This window comes from Phaeacidiphilus oryzae TH49, assembly GCF_000744815.1.
GTDB classification, from domain to species: Bacteria; Actinomycetota; Actinomycetes; order Streptomycetales; family Streptomycetaceae; genus Phaeacidiphilus; species Phaeacidiphilus oryzae.
On the sequence record NZ_JQMQ01000004.1, the window covers coordinates 279135 to 294941 of the forward strand.

At 75.6% G+C, this 15807-nt stretch carries 11 protein-coding genes and 2 pseudogenes; 5 read left to right on the top strand and 8 right to left on the bottom strand.

Annotated elements, in window-relative coordinates:
* Nucleotides 1-8: 8 nt before the first annotated feature.
* The 4 genes and pseudogenes from BS73_RS01490 to BS73_RS01500 all read left to right on the top strand — a co-directional run bounded on the left by BS73_RS01490 (nt 9) and on the right by BS73_RS01500 (nt 5741).
* Nucleotides 9-1034 carry an amino acid ABC transporter permease gene (locus tag BS73_RS01490; protein ID WP_051939032.1) on the top strand — a complete coding sequence of 342 codons (1026 nt, stop codon included), beginning with the start codon at nt 9-11 and terminating at the stop codon, nt 1032-1034.
* A pseudogene (locus BS73_RS38590) lies at nt 1031-2968 on the top strand (FAD/NAD(P)-binding protein); the annotation flags it as partial. The gene BS73_RS01490 and the pseudogene BS73_RS38590, both read left to right, overlap by 4 nt.
* 396 nt (nt 2969-3364) lie before the next feature.
* Nucleotides 3365-4252 (top strand): annotated as a pseudogene (locus BS73_RS38595) (LLM class flavin-dependent oxidoreductase); the annotation flags it as partial.
* 70 nt (nt 4253-4322) lie between these two features.
* Complete coding sequence (locus tag BS73_RS01500) at nt 4323-5741, top strand: NtaA/DmoA family FMN-dependent monooxygenase (protein WP_037568640.1); 1419 nt, start codon at nt 4323-4325, stop codon at nt 5739-5741.
* Between the two features lie 20 nt (nt 5742-5761).
* Here BS73_RS01500 and BS73_RS01505 read toward each other — a convergent pair whose 3' ends face one another.
* The 7 genes from BS73_RS01505 to BS73_RS01535 all read right to left on the bottom strand — a co-directional run bounded on the left by BS73_RS01505 (nt 5762) and on the right by BS73_RS01535 (nt 13742).
* Nucleotides 5762-6130, bottom strand: coding sequence for a MarR family winged helix-turn-helix transcriptional regulator (locus BS73_RS01505; RefSeq protein ID WP_235215235.1), 369 nt, complete (start codon nt 6128-6130; stop codon nt 5762-5764).
* A 123-nt stretch (nt 6131-6253) separates the two neighbouring features.
* Nucleotides 6254-6511 carry an acyl carrier protein gene (locus BS73_RS01510; protein WP_037568641.1) on the bottom strand — a complete coding sequence of 86 codons (258 nt, stop codon included), beginning with the start codon at nt 6509-6511 and terminating at the stop codon, nt 6254-6256.
* A gap of 128 nt (nt 6512-6639) precedes the next feature.
* The gene (locus BS73_RS01515) at nt 6640-7998 is read right to left on the bottom strand and encodes a dihydrolipoamide acetyltransferase family protein (RefSeq protein ID WP_037568643.1); all 1359 of its coding nucleotides are present in this window, start codon (nt 7996-7998) and stop codon (nt 6640-6642) included.
* Between the two features lie 3 nt (nt 7999-8001).
* Nucleotides 8002-8991, bottom strand: coding sequence for an alpha-ketoacid dehydrogenase subunit beta (locus BS73_RS01520; protein ID WP_037568644.1), 990 nt, complete (start codon nt 8989-8991; stop codon nt 8002-8004).
* The gene (pdhA, locus tag BS73_RS01525) at nt 8988-10082 is read right to left on the bottom strand and encodes a pyruvate dehydrogenase (acetyl-transferring) E1 component subunit alpha (RefSeq protein ID WP_235215236.1); all 1095 of its coding nucleotides are present in this window, start codon (nt 10080-10082) and stop codon (nt 8988-8990) included. Before pdhA ends, BS73_RS01520 begins: the two co-directional genes overlap by 4 nt.
* Complete coding sequence (gene acsA, locus BS73_RS01530) at nt 10079-11926, bottom strand: acetate--CoA ligase (protein WP_037568646.1); 1848 nt, start codon at nt 11924-11926, stop codon at nt 10079-10081. Before acsA ends, pdhA begins: the two co-directional genes overlap by 4 nt.
* Before the next feature lie 136 nt (nt 11927-12062).
* Complete coding sequence (locus BS73_RS01535; RefSeq protein ID WP_322987233.1) at nt 12063-13742, bottom strand: sensor histidine kinase; 1680 nt, start codon at nt 13740-13742, stop codon at nt 12063-12065.
* A gap of 256 nt (nt 13743-13998) precedes the next feature.
* On the opposite strand from BS73_RS01535, the gene BS73_RS01540 reads away from it, so the two are divergent.
* Entirely contained in the window at nt 13999-14775 is a 777-nt protein-coding gene (locus BS73_RS01540) for an Rv1733c family protein (RefSeq protein WP_152617473.1), read from the top strand.
* Between the two features lie 54 nt (nt 14776-14829).
* On the opposite strand, the gene BS73_RS01545 is transcribed toward BS73_RS01540, so the two are convergent.
* The gene (locus BS73_RS01545) at nt 14830-15729 is read right to left on the bottom strand and encodes a universal stress protein (protein ID WP_161789619.1); all 900 of its coding nucleotides are present in this window, start codon (nt 15727-15729) and stop codon (nt 14830-14832) included.
* Nucleotides 15730-15807 lie beyond the last annotated feature (78 nt).

Below are 15807 nucleotides of genomic sequence, written 5' to 3' on the forward strand. Positions count from 1 at the left end.
GAGCCCCCATGGCCCCCGTCCCTCCCGAACTGGTCCCCGTCACCCCCGTCTCGGACGGTGTCCCGGCACACGCCCTGCCCTCCGCCGCGGCGGCGTCAGCACCGCCCCCACCGCCGTCGCGGGTGTATCCGCGCCGGCACCCCTGGCGGTGGGCGACCGCTGTGCTCGCACTGCTGGCGCTGGCCTGGGTGGTGCGGTCGGTGGCGGTCAACCCGCGCTTCCAGTGGGGCATCGTCTCGCGGTACTTCGGCAGTGCCGGGGTGCTCGACGGGCTCGGGCTGACCGTCTGGCTGACGTTGCTGGTGACCGCGCTGAGCCTGGTGCTGGGCACGGTGCTGGCCGCCGCCCGGCTGTCGCCGAACCCGGTGCTGCGCACCCTCGCCTGGGGATACGTCTGGATCTTCCGCTCGACACCGCTGCTGGTGCAGCTGCTGCTCTGGTACAACATCGGGCTGCTCTACCCGACGCTCAGCCTCGGCGTGCCGTTCGGGCCCGCGTTCGTCTCGGTCCGGACGGTCGACCTGCTGGGCGGCACCGCGACCGCGGTGATCGGTCTGACCCTCCACGAGGCGGCGTTCGCGGCCGAGATCGTGCGCGGCGGGATCCTCTCCGTGGACGCCGGGCAGAGCGAGGCGGCGGGGGCGCTCGGGCTCGGCCGCCGGCGGACGCTGCTGCGGATCGTCCTGCCGCAGGCCATGCGGACCATCGTGCCGGCCGCCGGGAACATGCTGATCGGCACGCTGAAGGGCACCTCGATCGTGAGCGTCCTGGCGGTCGTCGACCTCCTCTACTCGGTGGAGATCGTCTACAACCGCACCTACCAGGTGATTCCGCTGCTGCTGGTCGCCACCCTCTGGTACGTGGCGGTGACCAGCGTGCTGACGGCGGGTCAGTACTACGTCGAGCGGTACTACGCCCGCGGCTCGCAGCGCGAGCTGCCGCCGACGCCGCCGCAGCGGGCGCGCGCCCTGCTGCGCGCTGCGGCGGCGGCCGCCTCCTCGGCGGCCGCCTCCGCCAGGGGGGCCGCCCGATGACCGCCGCACTGGTGATCGTCGGCGCCGGGCCGCGGGGTACCGGGCTGCTGGAGCGGATCGCCGCCAACGCGCCCGAACTGCTGCCGCCACAGGCCGAGTTGACGATCCATCTGGTGGACCCGTATCCGCCGGGCGGCGGCCGGGTCTGGCGGGAGCGGCAGTCGCCGCTGCTGCGGATGAACTCGATGGCCGAGGACGTCACCGTCTTCACCGACGAGTCCTCGACCGTGGCGGGCCCCGTCCGCACCGGCCCCTCGCTGGCCGACTGGGCGGCCGGGATCAGGGACGGCGTCCGGGCCGCGCCGGACGGCCTCGACCCGGCGGTGCTCGCCGAGATCCGCGCCCTGGGGCCCACCGACTTCGCCACCCGGCGGGTCCAGAGCGCCTACCTCGCCTGGGCCTTCGACCGCGCCCGGGCGGCGCTCCCGCCCGGCGTGCGGCTGCTGGTGCACGCCGACACCGCCGTCTCCCTCACCGGGCCGGCGGACGGCCCGCAGCGGGTCGGCCTCGCCTCCGGCCGCACCCTCAGCGCCGACCTGGTCGTGCTGGCCCTCGGCCATCTGGATGCCGAGCCCGAGCCCGAACAGGCGGAACTGGCCCGGTTCGCCGGAGAGCACGGGCTGCGCTACCTCCCGCCGGCCTACTCCGCGGACCTGGACGCCGAGTTGGCGCTCATCGCCCCCAGCGAGGACGTGCTGCTGCGCGGCTTCGGTCTGGCCTTCGTCGACCTGATGGCGATGCTCACCGAGGGCCGGGGAGGCCGCTTCAGCAGCCGGCCGGACGGGAGCCTCCGCTATCTCCCCTCCGGGCGCGAGCCCGTGCTCCACGTCGGGTCCCGGCGCGGGGTGCCGTACCACGCCAAGACCGGCTACCGGCTGCGCGGGCCGGTGCCGCCGCTGCCGCGGTTCTTCGGGCCGGAGGAGATCGACGGCCTCCTCGCCTCCCCGTCGCCGCACGCCCGACCGCTCGACTTCCGCGCCGACGTCTGGCCGCTGGTCGCCAAGGAGGTCGGCTACGGCCACTACCACGAGCTCTTCCACGGGCACCCCGAGCGCACCGCGCTGCCCTGGGCCGAGTTCCTCGCCGAGTACGCCCGATGGCCGTGGGGCGACCCGCGGTCCGAGGCGGTGATCGCCCGGGCCGTGCCCGATCCGGCCGACCGGATCGACTTCGAGGCGCTGGACCGCCCGCTGGCCGGACTCGTCTTCGACGGCCCGGACGCCCTCCGCGACCACCTCCGCCGGCACATCCGCGCGGACCTGGACCGCCGGGCCGCGGCCGACTCACCGCACACCGCCGACCTGGGCGCCTTCTACGCCCTCCTCTCCGTCTACGGCCAGCTGCCGCGGCTGGCCGCCGCCGGCCGGCTGAGCGCCCGCTCGCTCGCCCGGGACCTGGACGGCTGGTGGCGCGGTTTCTTCTCCTTCCTGGCCAGCGGCCCGCCCGGGCGCCGGCTGCGCGAACTCCTGGCGCTCTCCGAGGCGGGGCTGGTCCGCTTCGTGGGGCCGAACATATCCGTGGGCACTGACATCGCGCCCGACGGCGGCGGCCGCTTCCTCGCTTCCAGCCCCGCCGTCCCCGGCGCGGTCACCGCCGCGACCACCCTGATCGAGGCCCGGCTGCCCGGCGCGACCCTGGTCCGCACCGGCTCCCCGCTGCTCCGCGCCCTCCACGCGGAGGGGGAGTTGACCGAGGAGGTGCGGGCGGACGCCTTCGCCGGACTGCCCCCGTACCTCCACCGGTCCGGGCTGCTGCGCACCCGCCCCGGTGACGGGGCGGTGCTCGGCCCGGACGGCGAGCCCCATCCGCGCCGCTTCGCGCTCGGCGCGCCCACCGACTCGCGCGCGGTGGCGGCCTTCGCCCGCCCCCGGACCTACGCCCCGGCGTTCCGGCAGAACGACGCCGCTGCCCGGACCCTGCTCACCGAACTGGCCGCAGCCGCCGCCGGCTTCCGCCGGCCCCGCCACCGCGGCGCCCGCACACCCGCTCCCACGGAGAGACCGCTACCGATGACCGAACCGCTGCACCTCGCCGTCGCCCTGGACGGCACCGGCTGGCACCCCGCCTCCTGGCGGGAGCCCGGTTCCCGCGCCGACCAGCTGCTCACCGCCGGCTACTGGGCCGACCAGGTGGCCGAGGCCGAGCGCGGACTGCTGGACTTCGTCACCCTGGAGGACGGCCTGTCCCTGCAGTCCGAGTCCGAGTCTGAGTCCGGCCCGGGGCCGGGCGGCGGAAAAGGCGGAACAGCCGACCGCACCGACCGGGTACGCGGCCGGCTGGACGCGGTGCTCACCGCCTCCCGGATCGCCCCGCTGACCCGGCGCATCGGCCTGGTGCCGACCGTCGTGGCCACCCACACCGAGCCCTTCCACCTCTCCAAGGCCATCGCCACCCTGGACTACGTGAGCTCGGGCCGGGCCGGGGTCCGGATCCGGATCTCCAACTCCCCGCAGGAGGCGGCGCACTTCGGCCGCCGCACGCTGCCGGCCGACCCCACCGAACTCCTCGACGAGGCCGCCGACTACATCGAGGTGCTGCGCCGGCTCTGGGACAGCTGGGAGGACGACGCGGAGATCCGCGACGCCGCCACCGGGCGCTTCGTCGACCGGGAGAAGCTCCACTACATCGACTTCGAGGGCCGCTTCTTCAAGGTCCGCGGCCCGTCCATCACCCCCCGCCCGCCGCAGGGGCAGCCACTGGTCACCGCCCTGGCCCACACCGTCGACCCGTTCTGGCTGGTCGCCCGCTCGGCCGACGTCGGCTATCTGACCCCGCACGACGCCGACCAGGCGCGCGCACTGGTCACCACCGTCCGCTCGCTCCGCGAGCAGGCCGCCCCGCCGGACGCACCGGCCGAGCCGCTGCACCTCTTCGGCGAGCTGGTCGTCCTGCTGGACGAGACCCCGGGCGCGGCGGCCGACCGGCTGGCCCGGCTGGACGAGACGGCCGGCGAGGCGTACCGCAGCGACGCCCGCGTCTTCACCGGGACACCGGTCCAACTGGCCGACCTCCTCCTGGAGTGGGGCGAGGCCGGACTCAGCGGCTTCCGGCTGCGCCCGGCCGCGCTGGCGCAGGACCTGCCCGCGATCACCCGGGGCCTGGTCCCCGAGCTGCAGCGGAGGGGCGCCTTCCGCCGCCGGTACGAGGCGGACACCCTGCGCGGGCTGCTCGGCCTGCCGCGCCCGGCCGACCGCTACGCCGTCGAGGCCTCCGCGTGACCACCGCCCCCGCCCCCGCCCCTCAGCAGATCCACGAACCTCCGACCTCCGGATGGGGAGTCCAGCAGCCATGACCGACCGAACCGGCAAGCCCCGCAAGCAGATCCATCTCGCGGCGCACTTCCCAGGGGTGAACAACACCACCGTCTGGAGCGATCCGCGGGCCGGCAGCCATATCGAGTTCGCCTCCTTCGCCCACTTCGCCCGCGCCGCCGAGCGCGCCAGGTTCGACTTCCTCTTCCTCGCCGAGGGCCTGCGGCTGCGCGAACAGGGCGGCCGGATCTACGACCTGGACGTGGTCGGCCGTCCGGACACCTTCGGCATCCTGGCCGCGCTGGCCGCCGTCACCGACCGGCTCGGCCTGGCCGGAACCATCAACTCCACCTTCAACGAGCCCTACGAGGTGGCCCGGCAGTTCGCCAGCCTCGACCACCTCTCGGCCGGCCGGGCCGCCTGGAACGTGGTCACCTCCTGGGACGCCTTCACCGGCGAGAACTTCCGCCGCGGCGGCTTCCTCCCGGAGTCCCAGCGCTACTCCCGCGCCAAGGAGTTCCTCGCCACCGCCAACGAGCTCTTCGACTCCTGGCGCGGCGACGAGATCGCCGCCGACCCCGCCTCCGGCGTCTTCCTGCGGGACGCCCGGGCCGGCGCGTTCGTCCACCGCGGCGAGCAGTTCGACATCGCCGGGCGGTTCGACGTCCCGCGCAGCCCGCAGGGCCGGCCGGTGATCTTCCAGGCCGGGGACTCGGAGGAGGGCCGGGAGTTCGCCGCCTCCTCGGCCGACGCCATCTTCAGCCGGCACGGCACGCTGGAGACCGGCCGCCCGTTCTACGCCGACGTCAAACGGCGCCTGGCCCGCTACGGCCGCCGCCCGGACCAGCTGCTGATCCTCCCCGCGGCCACCTTCGTCCTGGGCGGCACCGACGCCGAGGCCGGGGAGATCGCCCGCGAGGTCCGGCGGCAGCAGGTCAGCGGGCAGACCGCGATCCGCTTCCTGGAGCAGGTGTGGAACCGCGACCTCTCCGCCTACGACCCGGACGGTCCGCTGCCGGAGGTCGAGCCGGCCGAGGGCGCGCCGGCCATCTCCCAGGGCCGCGCCGCCGACCGGGCGCACCGGGACCGGGCGGCCACCGTCCGCGCCTGGCGGGAGCGGGCCGAGGCGGAGAAGCTGACGATCCGTGAGCTGGTGATCGCGATGACCGCGCGGCAGACCTTCGTCGGCTCGGCGGCGACCGTCGCCGACGCCATCGACGAGCTCGTCCAGGCGGACGCCGCCGACGGGTTCATCCTGGTCCCGCACATCACCCCCGGCGGTCTGGACGAGTTCGCGGACACCGTGGTCCCGATCCTCCAGGAGCGCGGGGTCTTCCGCACCGAGTACGAGGGCACGACCCTCCGCGACCACCTCGGGCTGGCGACGCCTGCCGCCTCCTCCGCCTCCTCCGCCGCATCCGCCGAGGTCCCCGCGGGGGCGGGCGCGGGCGCCTAGCCGCAGCGGGCGCGGCAGGCTCAGGCGCCCCTGACCGAACCGTCGATCGCCCGGGACAGGGCCGGGAGCGCCGTCTCGACCGCACGGCGCTCCTCCGGGCCGAGGCGGTCCAGCAGCCGGTAGAGCTCGGCCACCCGCTCGGCGCGCCGGGCGTGGAAGACCTCGAGGCCGGCCTCGGTGGGCTCGACCTCGACGCCGCGGCCGTCCGCCCGGCAGGCCCGGCGCCTGACCAGTCCGTCCCGCTCCATGCGGGCGATCAGCTGGGTCATCCCCGGCTGGGTGGACTGCTCGGCCCGGGCCAGCTCGGTGATCCGCAGCGGGCCCTCGCGGCTCAGCCGGCTGAGCGCGGCGGAGGCCGGGGCGCTCAGGCCGCCGGCGGTGGCGATCACCCTGACGTACCGGACCAGGCACTCCAGGGCGAGGACGAGGTCCTCGCCGGTGGGGGGTGGGGCGTCTCGGGCTCGTGCACACGCGGATTATGGGGCACCGGTGCCTCGGCGGGCGAATCCGGGTCAGCCGCGGTGCGCCGGGCGGCGTTCGGCCAGCAGGGTCGCCGCCGAGTCCACGGTGGCCAGCTTCGGATAGTCGTCCTCGTCCAGGCGGACGCCGGTCCGCTCGGAGAGGAGCTCGACGATGCCGAGGAAGTCCAGCGAGTCCAGATCGAGGGCCTCGCGGTACGGGGCGTCCGGGGCGAGGGAGTCCAGGTCCGCGTCCGGGGCCACCCGGAGGATCGCGGACCGGACGGCGGCGGTTGCCTCTTCACGGGTCATGGCCGGCTCCTGTCTCTCTGCCGCTCTCTCTGCGTTGTCTCTCTGCGTTGTCTCTCTGCGTTGGCACTCTGCCGCTCGCTGTGCTGCTGTGCCTCGGTCGTCTCCGCGCCGGAGCGGGCGCCCCGTGCTCAGAGCTGCTCGGGATGCTGGAGCAGTTCCGCGAGGCGGGTCAGGTAGCGGGCGCCGATGGCGCCGTCGCTGGCGCGGTGGTCGGCGGCGAGCGAGGCGGTCACCGCGGGGTGGGCGAAGACCTGCCCGTCCGCGGCGAGCGCCCGTTCGCCGATGGTGCCGAAGCCGACCAGGGCGACCTGGGGCGGATGGATGATGCCGAGGACGGTCTCCACGCCGTTGTCGCCGAGGTTGGTCACGGTGATCGAGGCGCCGGCGGACTCGCTGCCGCGCAGCCGGCCGCGCCGGGCCCGCTCCACGACCCCGCGCAGCGCCTCCATCAGCTGATCGAGGGGCAGCCGGTCGGCGTCCCGGATGACGGGGGCCAGGAGGCCGCCGCCGCGCAGCGAGACGATGACCCCGAGGTCCACCCGCGGGGCGGGGGAGAACCGGTCCTCGATCCAGTGCCCGTTGAGCTCGGGCACCTCGCGGGCGGCCCGCGCCGCGGCCTTGAGCAGCAGCGCTGCGGGCAGCATCCGCCGGCTCACCGGCAGTTCGCGGTTGCGGCGGTGCAGCCAGTCCAGTGCGCCGGCCAGGTCGACGGTGGTGGCGAGGTGGTAGTGGGGGATCTGGTGCCAGGAGTGGGTCATCAGCTCGGCCACGGCGCGCCTGGGGTCCCGGCGCGGCGGGGCGGGACGGGCGCCTGGGGGCCGCGGGCGGCCGGGCGGGCTCGGCGGGGGCCGCCGCAGGCGGGCACCGACCGAGCGGCGGACGTCCGTGGCCCGGACCGGCAGCCCGGGACCGGCGGGCGCGACCGCCTCCGGCGGCACCCCGAGCTCGGCGGCCAGCCGGCGGGCGTACGGCGTGATCCGCGGGCGCGGAAGCCCCTCCCGTTCTGAGGTGAACTCCCCGACCCCGGCGGCGCGTTCGACGTCCTGCGCGGTCACCGGAGAGCCGTCCGCGCCCAGCGCGGAGAGGTCGACCCCGTACTGCTCGGCCAGCCGCCGCACCAGCGGTGAGTAGTACCGCCGCTGCCCGTCCCCCGACGGCGGGTGGGGGACCGGCGGTTCCTGCGGAGGGACCGGGGCGGGCGGGGGCGTGGGCGTCTCCGAAGGAGGCGCCGGGGCCCCCGCGTCCGCCGGGGCCGGTTCGGTGATCAGGGCCAGGGGCGTGCCCACGGGGACGCGGGTGCCCTCCGGGATGAGGATCCGGGTGAGGACGCCGGTGGTGAAGCACTCGACCTCGATGGTGGACTTGTCGGTGTCGACCACCGCGATCACGTCGCCGCGGGTGACGCGCTCGCCGGGGCGGGCCAGCCACTCGGTGACCATCCCCTCGGTCATGTCCGCGCCCAGCGCCGGCATGCGGAACTCGGCCATCGCTCAGCCCACCGTCCGCCGCGCCGCCGCGACGATGTCCGCGGCCTGGGGAAGCGCGGCCTCCTCCAGACCGCGGGCGTAGGGGATCGGCACCTCGGCCGTGCAGACCCGCTCGATCGGCGCGTCCAGCTCGTAGAAGGCGGACTCCGCGATCCGCGCCGCCACCTCCGCCGAGAGTCCGACGCTGCGCCAGCCCTCGTCGACCACCACCACCCGGTGGGTGCGCCCGACGGTGGCGGTCAGCGCCGGCTGGTCCAGCGGGCGCAGAGTGCGCAGGTCCAGCACCTCCGCCGAGATCCCGTCGGCGGCCAGCCGCTCCGCCGCCTCCAGTGCCTTGGGCAGCGAGCCGCCGTAGGCGACCAGTGAGACGTCCGTGCCGGGGCGGCGCACGGCCGCGTGGGTGATGTCGGCTGCGGCGGAGTCGGCGGGCGAGCCCGGGTCGAGGGCGCCGGCCGTGTTGTAGAGCGAGCCGTGCTCGAAGACGATGACCGGATCGGGGTCGGCCAGCGCGGCGGCCAGCATGTGCCGCGCGTCGGGCAGCGTCGCCGGCGCCAGCACCCGCAGCCCGGGGATGTGGGCGTACCACCCCTCCAGGCTGTGCGAGTGCTGGGCCGCGAGCTGGCGGCCGGCTCCGGTGGTCATCCGGATCACCAGCGGCACCTGGATCTGGCCGCCGGACATGTGCTGGAGAGTGGCCGCGTTGTTGAGGATCTGGTCCAGCGCGAGAAGGCTGAAGTTGACCGTCATGATCTCGACGATCGGCCGCAGGCCGTTGATCGCCGCGCCGATCCCCGCGCCGACGAAGGCCGACTCGGAGAGCGGGGTGTCCCGGATCCGCTCGGGGCCGAACTCCTCCAGCAGCCCGAGGCTGACGCCGAAGCAGCCGCCGTAGCGGCCGACGTCCTCGCCCATCAGGAAGACCCGCTCGTCCGCGCGGAGCGCCTCGCGCATCGCCTCGCGCATGGCCTCGCGGTAGGTGCACTCGACGGTCATCCGGAGGCCCCTTCCCCCGCTCCGTTCGACGGCGTGGTGACGAACCGCAGCAGGTCGCCGACCGGCTCCGCGGGCGCCTCCCGGGCGGCCGCCACCGCCGCGTCCAGCTCGGCGGCGACGGCCCGTTCGAGGTCCGTCCAGCCCTCGTCGGTCAGTCGGCCGTCGGCGCGCAGCCGGCCGGCCAGCAGGTCGATCGGATCGCGCTCCTTCCAGCGGGCGATCTCCTCCTTGCTGCGGTAGCGGTCCGGGTCGTACATCGAGTGGGCCCGGAAGCGGTACGTACGGAGTTCGAGGAAGTGCGGGCCGGAGCCGGCCCGGATGGACTCGGCCGCCATCCGGGCGGCGTGCTCGACGGCGAGGACGTCCATGCCGTCGGCGCTCCAGGCGGCCATGCCGTAGCCGGAGGCGCGCAGCGCGAGGTCGGTCTCGGCCTGGGCGCGGTCCAGGGCGGTGCCCATGGCGTAGAGGTTGTTCTCGCAGACGAGGAGGAGCGGCAGCTCCCACAGCGCGGCCAGGTTGGCCGTCTCGTGGAACTCGCCCTCCGCCACGGCACCGTCGCCGAAGAAGCAGCAGGTCACCCGCGGCCGGCCGGTCATCCGGTCGGCGAGGGCCAGGCCGGCCGCGAGCGGCAGGCCGCCGCCGACGATGGCGTTGCCCCCGTAGAAGCGGCGGGAGGTGTCGAAGAGGTGCATCGAGCCGCCCCGGCCCCGGCTGCAGCCGGTGGCCCTGCCGTACATCTCGGCCATCACCGACTCGGCGGGGGTGCCGCGGGCCAGGGCGTGGCCGTGGTCGCGGTAGGTGGAGACGATCGCGTCGTCCTCGGTGAGCGCCTGGGCGACGCCCACCGCGACGGCCTCCTCGCCGATGCAGAGGTGGACGAACCCGCGGATCTCGGCCGCGCTGTAGAGCTCCACGCAGCGCTCCTCGAACCGGCGGATCCGCAGCATCTCGTGGAGCAGCAGCATCCGGTGCTTGCCCGCCTCGCCGCCTCCGGGCTGCGCTGCGGACGCCTTCGCCTCGTGGCTCTGGTCCGTACGCCCGCGCCCCTTCCGGGGCGGCGGGGAGCCGGCTGACTTCCGGGTCGGGGTCATGGGATCGTGCTCTCTGCCTCGGGGGCGGTCTCGGGAGCGGTCTCCAGGGTGGAGACGTCGCCCTCCGGCGCGCCGAGTTCGCGGGCGCGGAGGAGGCGGCGCATCACCTTTCCGCTCCGGGTGTGGGGGAGGTGCTGGTCGTAGTCGAACTCCCGCGGCGCCGCGGTGGAGCCGAGCCGTGCCCGGGCGAACGCGGTGAGGTCGCGGGTGAGTTCGGGGCCGGGGGTGAACCCGTCCCGCAGGCTGACGAAGGCCTTGACGATGTTCCCGGCCACCGGGTCCGGTTTGCCGATCACTCCGGCCTCGGCCACCGCCGGGTGCTCCATCAGCACGCTCTCCACCTCGAACGGCCCGATCAGGTGCCCGGCGGTCTTGATCACGTCGTCGGCCCGGCCGACGAACCAGAACCAGCCGTCCGCGTCCCGCCGCACCAGGTCGCCGGTGAGGTACCAGCCGTCGGCGAAGCAGTCCGCGTACCGCTTGTCGTCGTGGAGGTAGCCGCGGAACATCGAGGGGATGGCGGGCCGGCCGGCCCGCAGCGCCAACTCGCCCTCCGCGCCCGGCACATGGACCGGTGTGACCTTGCCGTGGTCGTCCACCCGGGCCCGGCCGTCCCGCCCGCGCCGCAGGACGGTGGCCTCCACCCCGGGCAGCGGCCGGCCCATCGAGCCCGGCCGGATCTCGGCCGAGGCCAGGTTGCCGATCATGATCGCCCCGGTCTCGGTCTGCCACCAGGTGTCGTGGACCGGCACCCCGAGGGTCCGCTCGGCCCACAGCACCACCTCCGGGTTGAGTGGCTCGCCCACCGAGGCGATGTGCCGCAGCGCGGAGAGGTCGTACTCGTCGGCCACCGCGGGCGGGGTGCGCATCAGCATCCGCAGCGCCGTGGGGGCGGTGTACCAGACGCTGACCCGCTGCTCGGCCAGGATCCGGTACCAGCGGCGGGCACCGAACTCCCCGGTGTCCACCACGCTGGTGACGCCGTGGGCCAGCGGGGCGATCACCCCGTAGGAGGTGCCGGTCACCCAGCCGGGGTCGGCGGTGCACCAGTACACGTCGCCGGGGTGGAGGTCCAGCGCGCTGGCCGCCGTCTCGCGATGGGCCACCACGGCGGCGTGGACGTGGACGGCGGCCTTCGGGGTGCCGGTGGTGCCGCTGGTGAAGTGGAGCAGCGCCATGTCCTCCGGGTCGGTCGGCGGGATCGGGTAGGGGCGGTCCGGCGCGGCGGCCATCAGGGCGGGCAGCCCGAGGGTGTCCGGGGGCGCGCCGGCCGGATCCGCGTCCGCCGGCGGGTCGATGAGGAGGACGTGCCGCAGCGCGGGCAGTTCCGACCGCAGCGCGGCCACCCGGCGCCGGTGCAGCTCGGCCGTGGTGACCAGGACCGACACGTCGCCGAGTCGCAGCCGGTCGAGGATGGGCCGCGGCCCGAAGGCGGAGAAGAGCGGGCAGAGCACCGCCGCCCGCTTCCAGGTGCCGAGCGCCGCCGTGTACAGCTCGGGGCAGCGGCCCAGCAGCGTGGCCACCCGCTCGCCGCGGGCCACCCCGAGGCCCGCCAGCACATGGGCGAACCGGCTGCTCAGCGCGGTGAGTTGGGCGTACGTCAGATCCACGGTGGGGAGGGTCGCCTCGCCGGCCGGGACGAAGCGGAGGGCCACGCGGTCGCCGTGCCCGGCGGCGACCTGGCGGTCCGCGGCCTCGTGGGCGATGTTCAGGCCGCGGCCCTCGGGCAGCCCGGCCAGCCGGGCGCGCGCCTCGCGCCAGCTGAAGGTGGACCGGGCGGCCTCGTAGTCGGCGAGGTTGGGCGGCACGCGCGGGGTGCTCTTGCGAACGGTGGGCCAGGGCATGGCGGTTCCTCAACGTCCTTGTCGGGAGCGCTCTGCGGGCGCGGCGGGGACGCGTCCGCCTCCCACCCTGCGCGAGTGCCCCAACCCCCGCCATGGGCCTACCGGACCGCTCGTGGGCCGGGTGGCCCACCCGGCCTCAGCCCTTGCCGTCGAGCGGAACCCGCCAGTCCAGCCGGGTGCCCTCGCCGTTCTGTCCCGCGGTGAGGTCGAGCCGGCCGCCGAGGTGCTCCGCGCGGTCGGTGAGGTTGCGCAGGCCGCTGCGGCGGGCCTGGTCGCCCAGGCCGATCCCGTTGTCGGTGACGGTCAGCCGCAGCTGCTCCCCGCCGGCGGTGAGCGCCACCTGGGCGCCGGAGGCCCGGGCGTGCCGCGCGATGTTGGTCAGCGCCTCGCCCAGCGCCGCCAGCGCCTCCTCCGCGATCTCCGCGGGCACCTCGCTGTCCAGCAGCCCCTCCAGACGCAGCGCCGGGGTGAACCCCAGCGCCGGGACCATCCGCTCGACGGTCTGCACGGCCCGGGTGCGCAGGCCCGGCCGGCGGCCGGTGGCCTCGTGGGCGCGCAGCCCGAAGATGGTGGTGCGGATGATCCGCACGGTCTCGTCCAGATCGTCGATGACCTGCTGGAGGCGCTCCGAGGCGCCCGGGTTGCCGACCAGCCGGGCCATCCCCTGGAGGGTCATCCCGGAGGCGAAGATCCGCTGGATCGCGAGGTCGTGGAGGTCCCGGGCGATCCGGTCGCGCTCCTCCAGCAGCGTGATCTGCTCGCCCTCGCGGCGCCGCTCGGCCAGTTCGAGCGCCAGCGCGGCCTGGCCGGCGTAGCCGACCAGCGGCTCCACCTCCTCGGCCGTGAACTCCGCGCCGCCCCGGCGGCGGGCCAGCAGCAGCACCCCGCGCGGCTCGTCCTCCTCCTCCGCCCCCCGGCTGCCGAGCGGCACCGCCACCCCCGGGCCCAGCCCCTCGAATCGGGGCGGGCCGGCCGTGATCCGCTCGTCGTTCATCAGATCGCCGCTGATGATCGCCCGGCGGGCGCGGATCGCGGCGCCGCTGAGCGATCCCTCGAAGGGCAGTACCAGCCCGCGGTGGGTGTCGGCCTGGACGCCCTGGGCTCCGGCGACGGTCAACTCGTCGCCGTCCGGAAGCCGCAGTGCGACCACGGCGAGATCGGCGGAGGTGATCACCCGGCCGCGTTCCAGGATCATGGTGAGCACCTCTGCCTCGTCCCGCCCGGAGAGGAGGGCCGCGGTGACCTCCGCGCCGGCCCGCAGCCAGCGCTCGCGCAGCCGGGCCGCCGCGTAGAGGCGGGCGTTGTCCACCGCGATGCCCGCGGCCACGGCCAGGGTGGAGACCACCGCCTCGTCCTCCGCGTCGAACTCGGCGCCGCCGTGCTTGTCGGTGAGGTAGAGGTTGCCGAAGACCTGGTCGCGGACCCGGATCGGGACGCCGAGGAAGGTCTTCATCGGGGGGTGGTTGGCCGGGAAGCCGTAGGAGGCCGGGTGCTGGGCGATCTCCGGTATCCGCAGCGGCTGCGGGTTGCGGATCAGCTCGCCGAGGAGGCCGTGGCCGGTGGGGAGCGGGCCGATCCGCTCGATCTCGGCCTCGCTCACCCCGACGGTGAGGAACTGGGCCAGCCGCTTGCCGTCCTCGCCGATCACCCCGAGCGCCCCGTACTCGGCGTCCACCAGGCTGACCGCGGCCTCGACGATATGCCGCAGCACCTCGCCGAGTTCGAGGTCGCGACCGATCCCGAGCACCGCCTCCAGCAGGGTGTGCACCCGGTCGCGGGTCTCCCGCACCATCGTCAGCCGGTCCTGGAGCTCCATCAGAAGCTCGTCCAGACGGAGCTGTGACGGTCCGCCGGACGGTGCCAGCGGTACTTCGCCTTCGCTTCCCATCGAGAATCCCCCACAGGATCCACACGCAGCTGACATTCGTCCCGACACACGCTAGCCGGTTTCGCACGGCCAGTCAGGAGCGGCCCCATCAGGGCCCTTCGGCCCGCCGCGGGACCCCGCACGGCACCTCATCGGACCGGGTGGCCATGTCCAGCATGGGACCGGGAAGGGAGGCACCACCATCATGCCTGAAGCCGCCGATCGCCCCAGAGACCGGAACCGCCAGTCCCGTCGGAGCGCCCACCACCGGGGTGCCCACCACCGGAGCGGCGCCCAGCCGCGCCGCCCCGGGCTCCGCCTGCCCGGCCGCAAGGGCCGCGGCCGGTCCTCGCCGCGGATGCCGCGCTCCCGCCCCGGTCCCGTGCGGACCCTGCGCCGGTTCGCCGGCGCCGAGCACAACCCGCTGCTGCGCACCTTCGACCGCAGGCGCAGCGCGCTGGCGCTGCTGACCGCCGTACTGCTGTGCGGCGCGGTGGCCGCGGGGGTGCTCGCCGGGCTGATCGGCTCCCGTCTGGAGCAGGGGCTGGCGGACCGCCAGGTGGCTCAGCGGCAGCGCACCACCGCGCTTGTCACCTCGGTGAGCAGTGCCGGGCACAACTCCGGTACCGAGATCTCCGACGGGGGCAATGCCGGGAGCCAGAACACCACGACGGCGTACGGGGTCTGGACCGGCCCCGACGGACGCCGGCACTCCGGGCGGATCACGGTGCCCTCCGGCACCGCCGCGGGCAGCCGGCTGACCGTCTGGACCGACCGGCGGGGCGTCGCCGTACCGGCCCCCACCAGCGCCTCCACCGTGGTCGCCGACGGGACGCTGACCGGCTTCGTGACCTTCGCGATCACCGGCTCCGCGGTGCTGGGCGGGGCGGCCCTGGCCGGCCTCCGCATCGATCGCCGCGCCGCGGACGCCTGGGCCCGCGAGTGGTCCCGCGTCGAGCCGACCTGGACCCGCCGCCGCTGAACCGCCGTCCGGCCCGCGGATCGGGCCGGGCCACCGGTCAGGCGCGCCGGAGGGTCAGGCCGCGCCGGACGAGGGTCGGCTCAGAGGCTGCCAGGGGCCGGGCACCCGGACGGGCAGCGGGGCCGGCTCCGGGACCACGGCCACCGTCGTGCGGGAGTAGCGCAGGACGGCGCGGACCACCGGGCCGAGCTCGGACGGGGAGCAGGGCGCCGCCCGGCGGCCGACGACCAGCAGGCCGGCCCGGGTGGCGGCGGCGACCAGCGCCCGCCCCGGACGGTCCGAGCGCACCTCCTTGACCACCCGCACCTCCGGATAGCGCTTGCGGAGCAGCGCCAGCGGCCCGGCCAGCGGATCGTCCTCCGGGTCCGCCGAGGCCGGCCGGGCGTCCACCGCGCGCAGCGTCCCCTGCCGGCGGGCGGCCGCCGCGAAGGCGTACTCCAGTGCCGCCTCGGCGGGGGCGCGGGAGTCCACGCCGACCACGATCTCCGGCACCGGCGGCCCGGCCCCGTCGTCCTTCAGCAGGGCGGGAGCCGGCGGAAGCGGCCGGACCAGCAGGACGGGGCTGTAGGCACGGGCGACGGTGTGGAGGCCGACCCGTCCGGGCAGCAGTCCCGGCGGCGCGGAGGCCCGCACGGAGCTGCCGACGACCACCAGCTCCGCCTCCTCGCTGGCCGCCACCAGCGCGCTGCCGGCGGTGTCCACCACCTCCACGCCGCTCACCTCCAGGCCGCGGTGCCGGCGGACGAGCTCGCTCACCACCTCGTGGAGGCCTCGGCCCCGCTCCCCCTCCTCCCGGCGGAAGGCGGAGGCCGGCAGCAGATGGGGCAGCAGCGGCCGGGCGTGGAGGAGGCGCAGCGGAGTGCCGCGCTCCAGGGCCTCGCGGGCCGCCCGTTCGGCGGCCGCGAGGCTCTCCGGAGACCCGTCGAAGCCGGCGACCACCGGTGCCGAACGCATGACCATCGACCTCCTCGTGGCGCTGTGCGGTGCTCCGCGTGCGCTCTGGGGCGCTCTGGGGCGCCCTGCCGTGCTCCG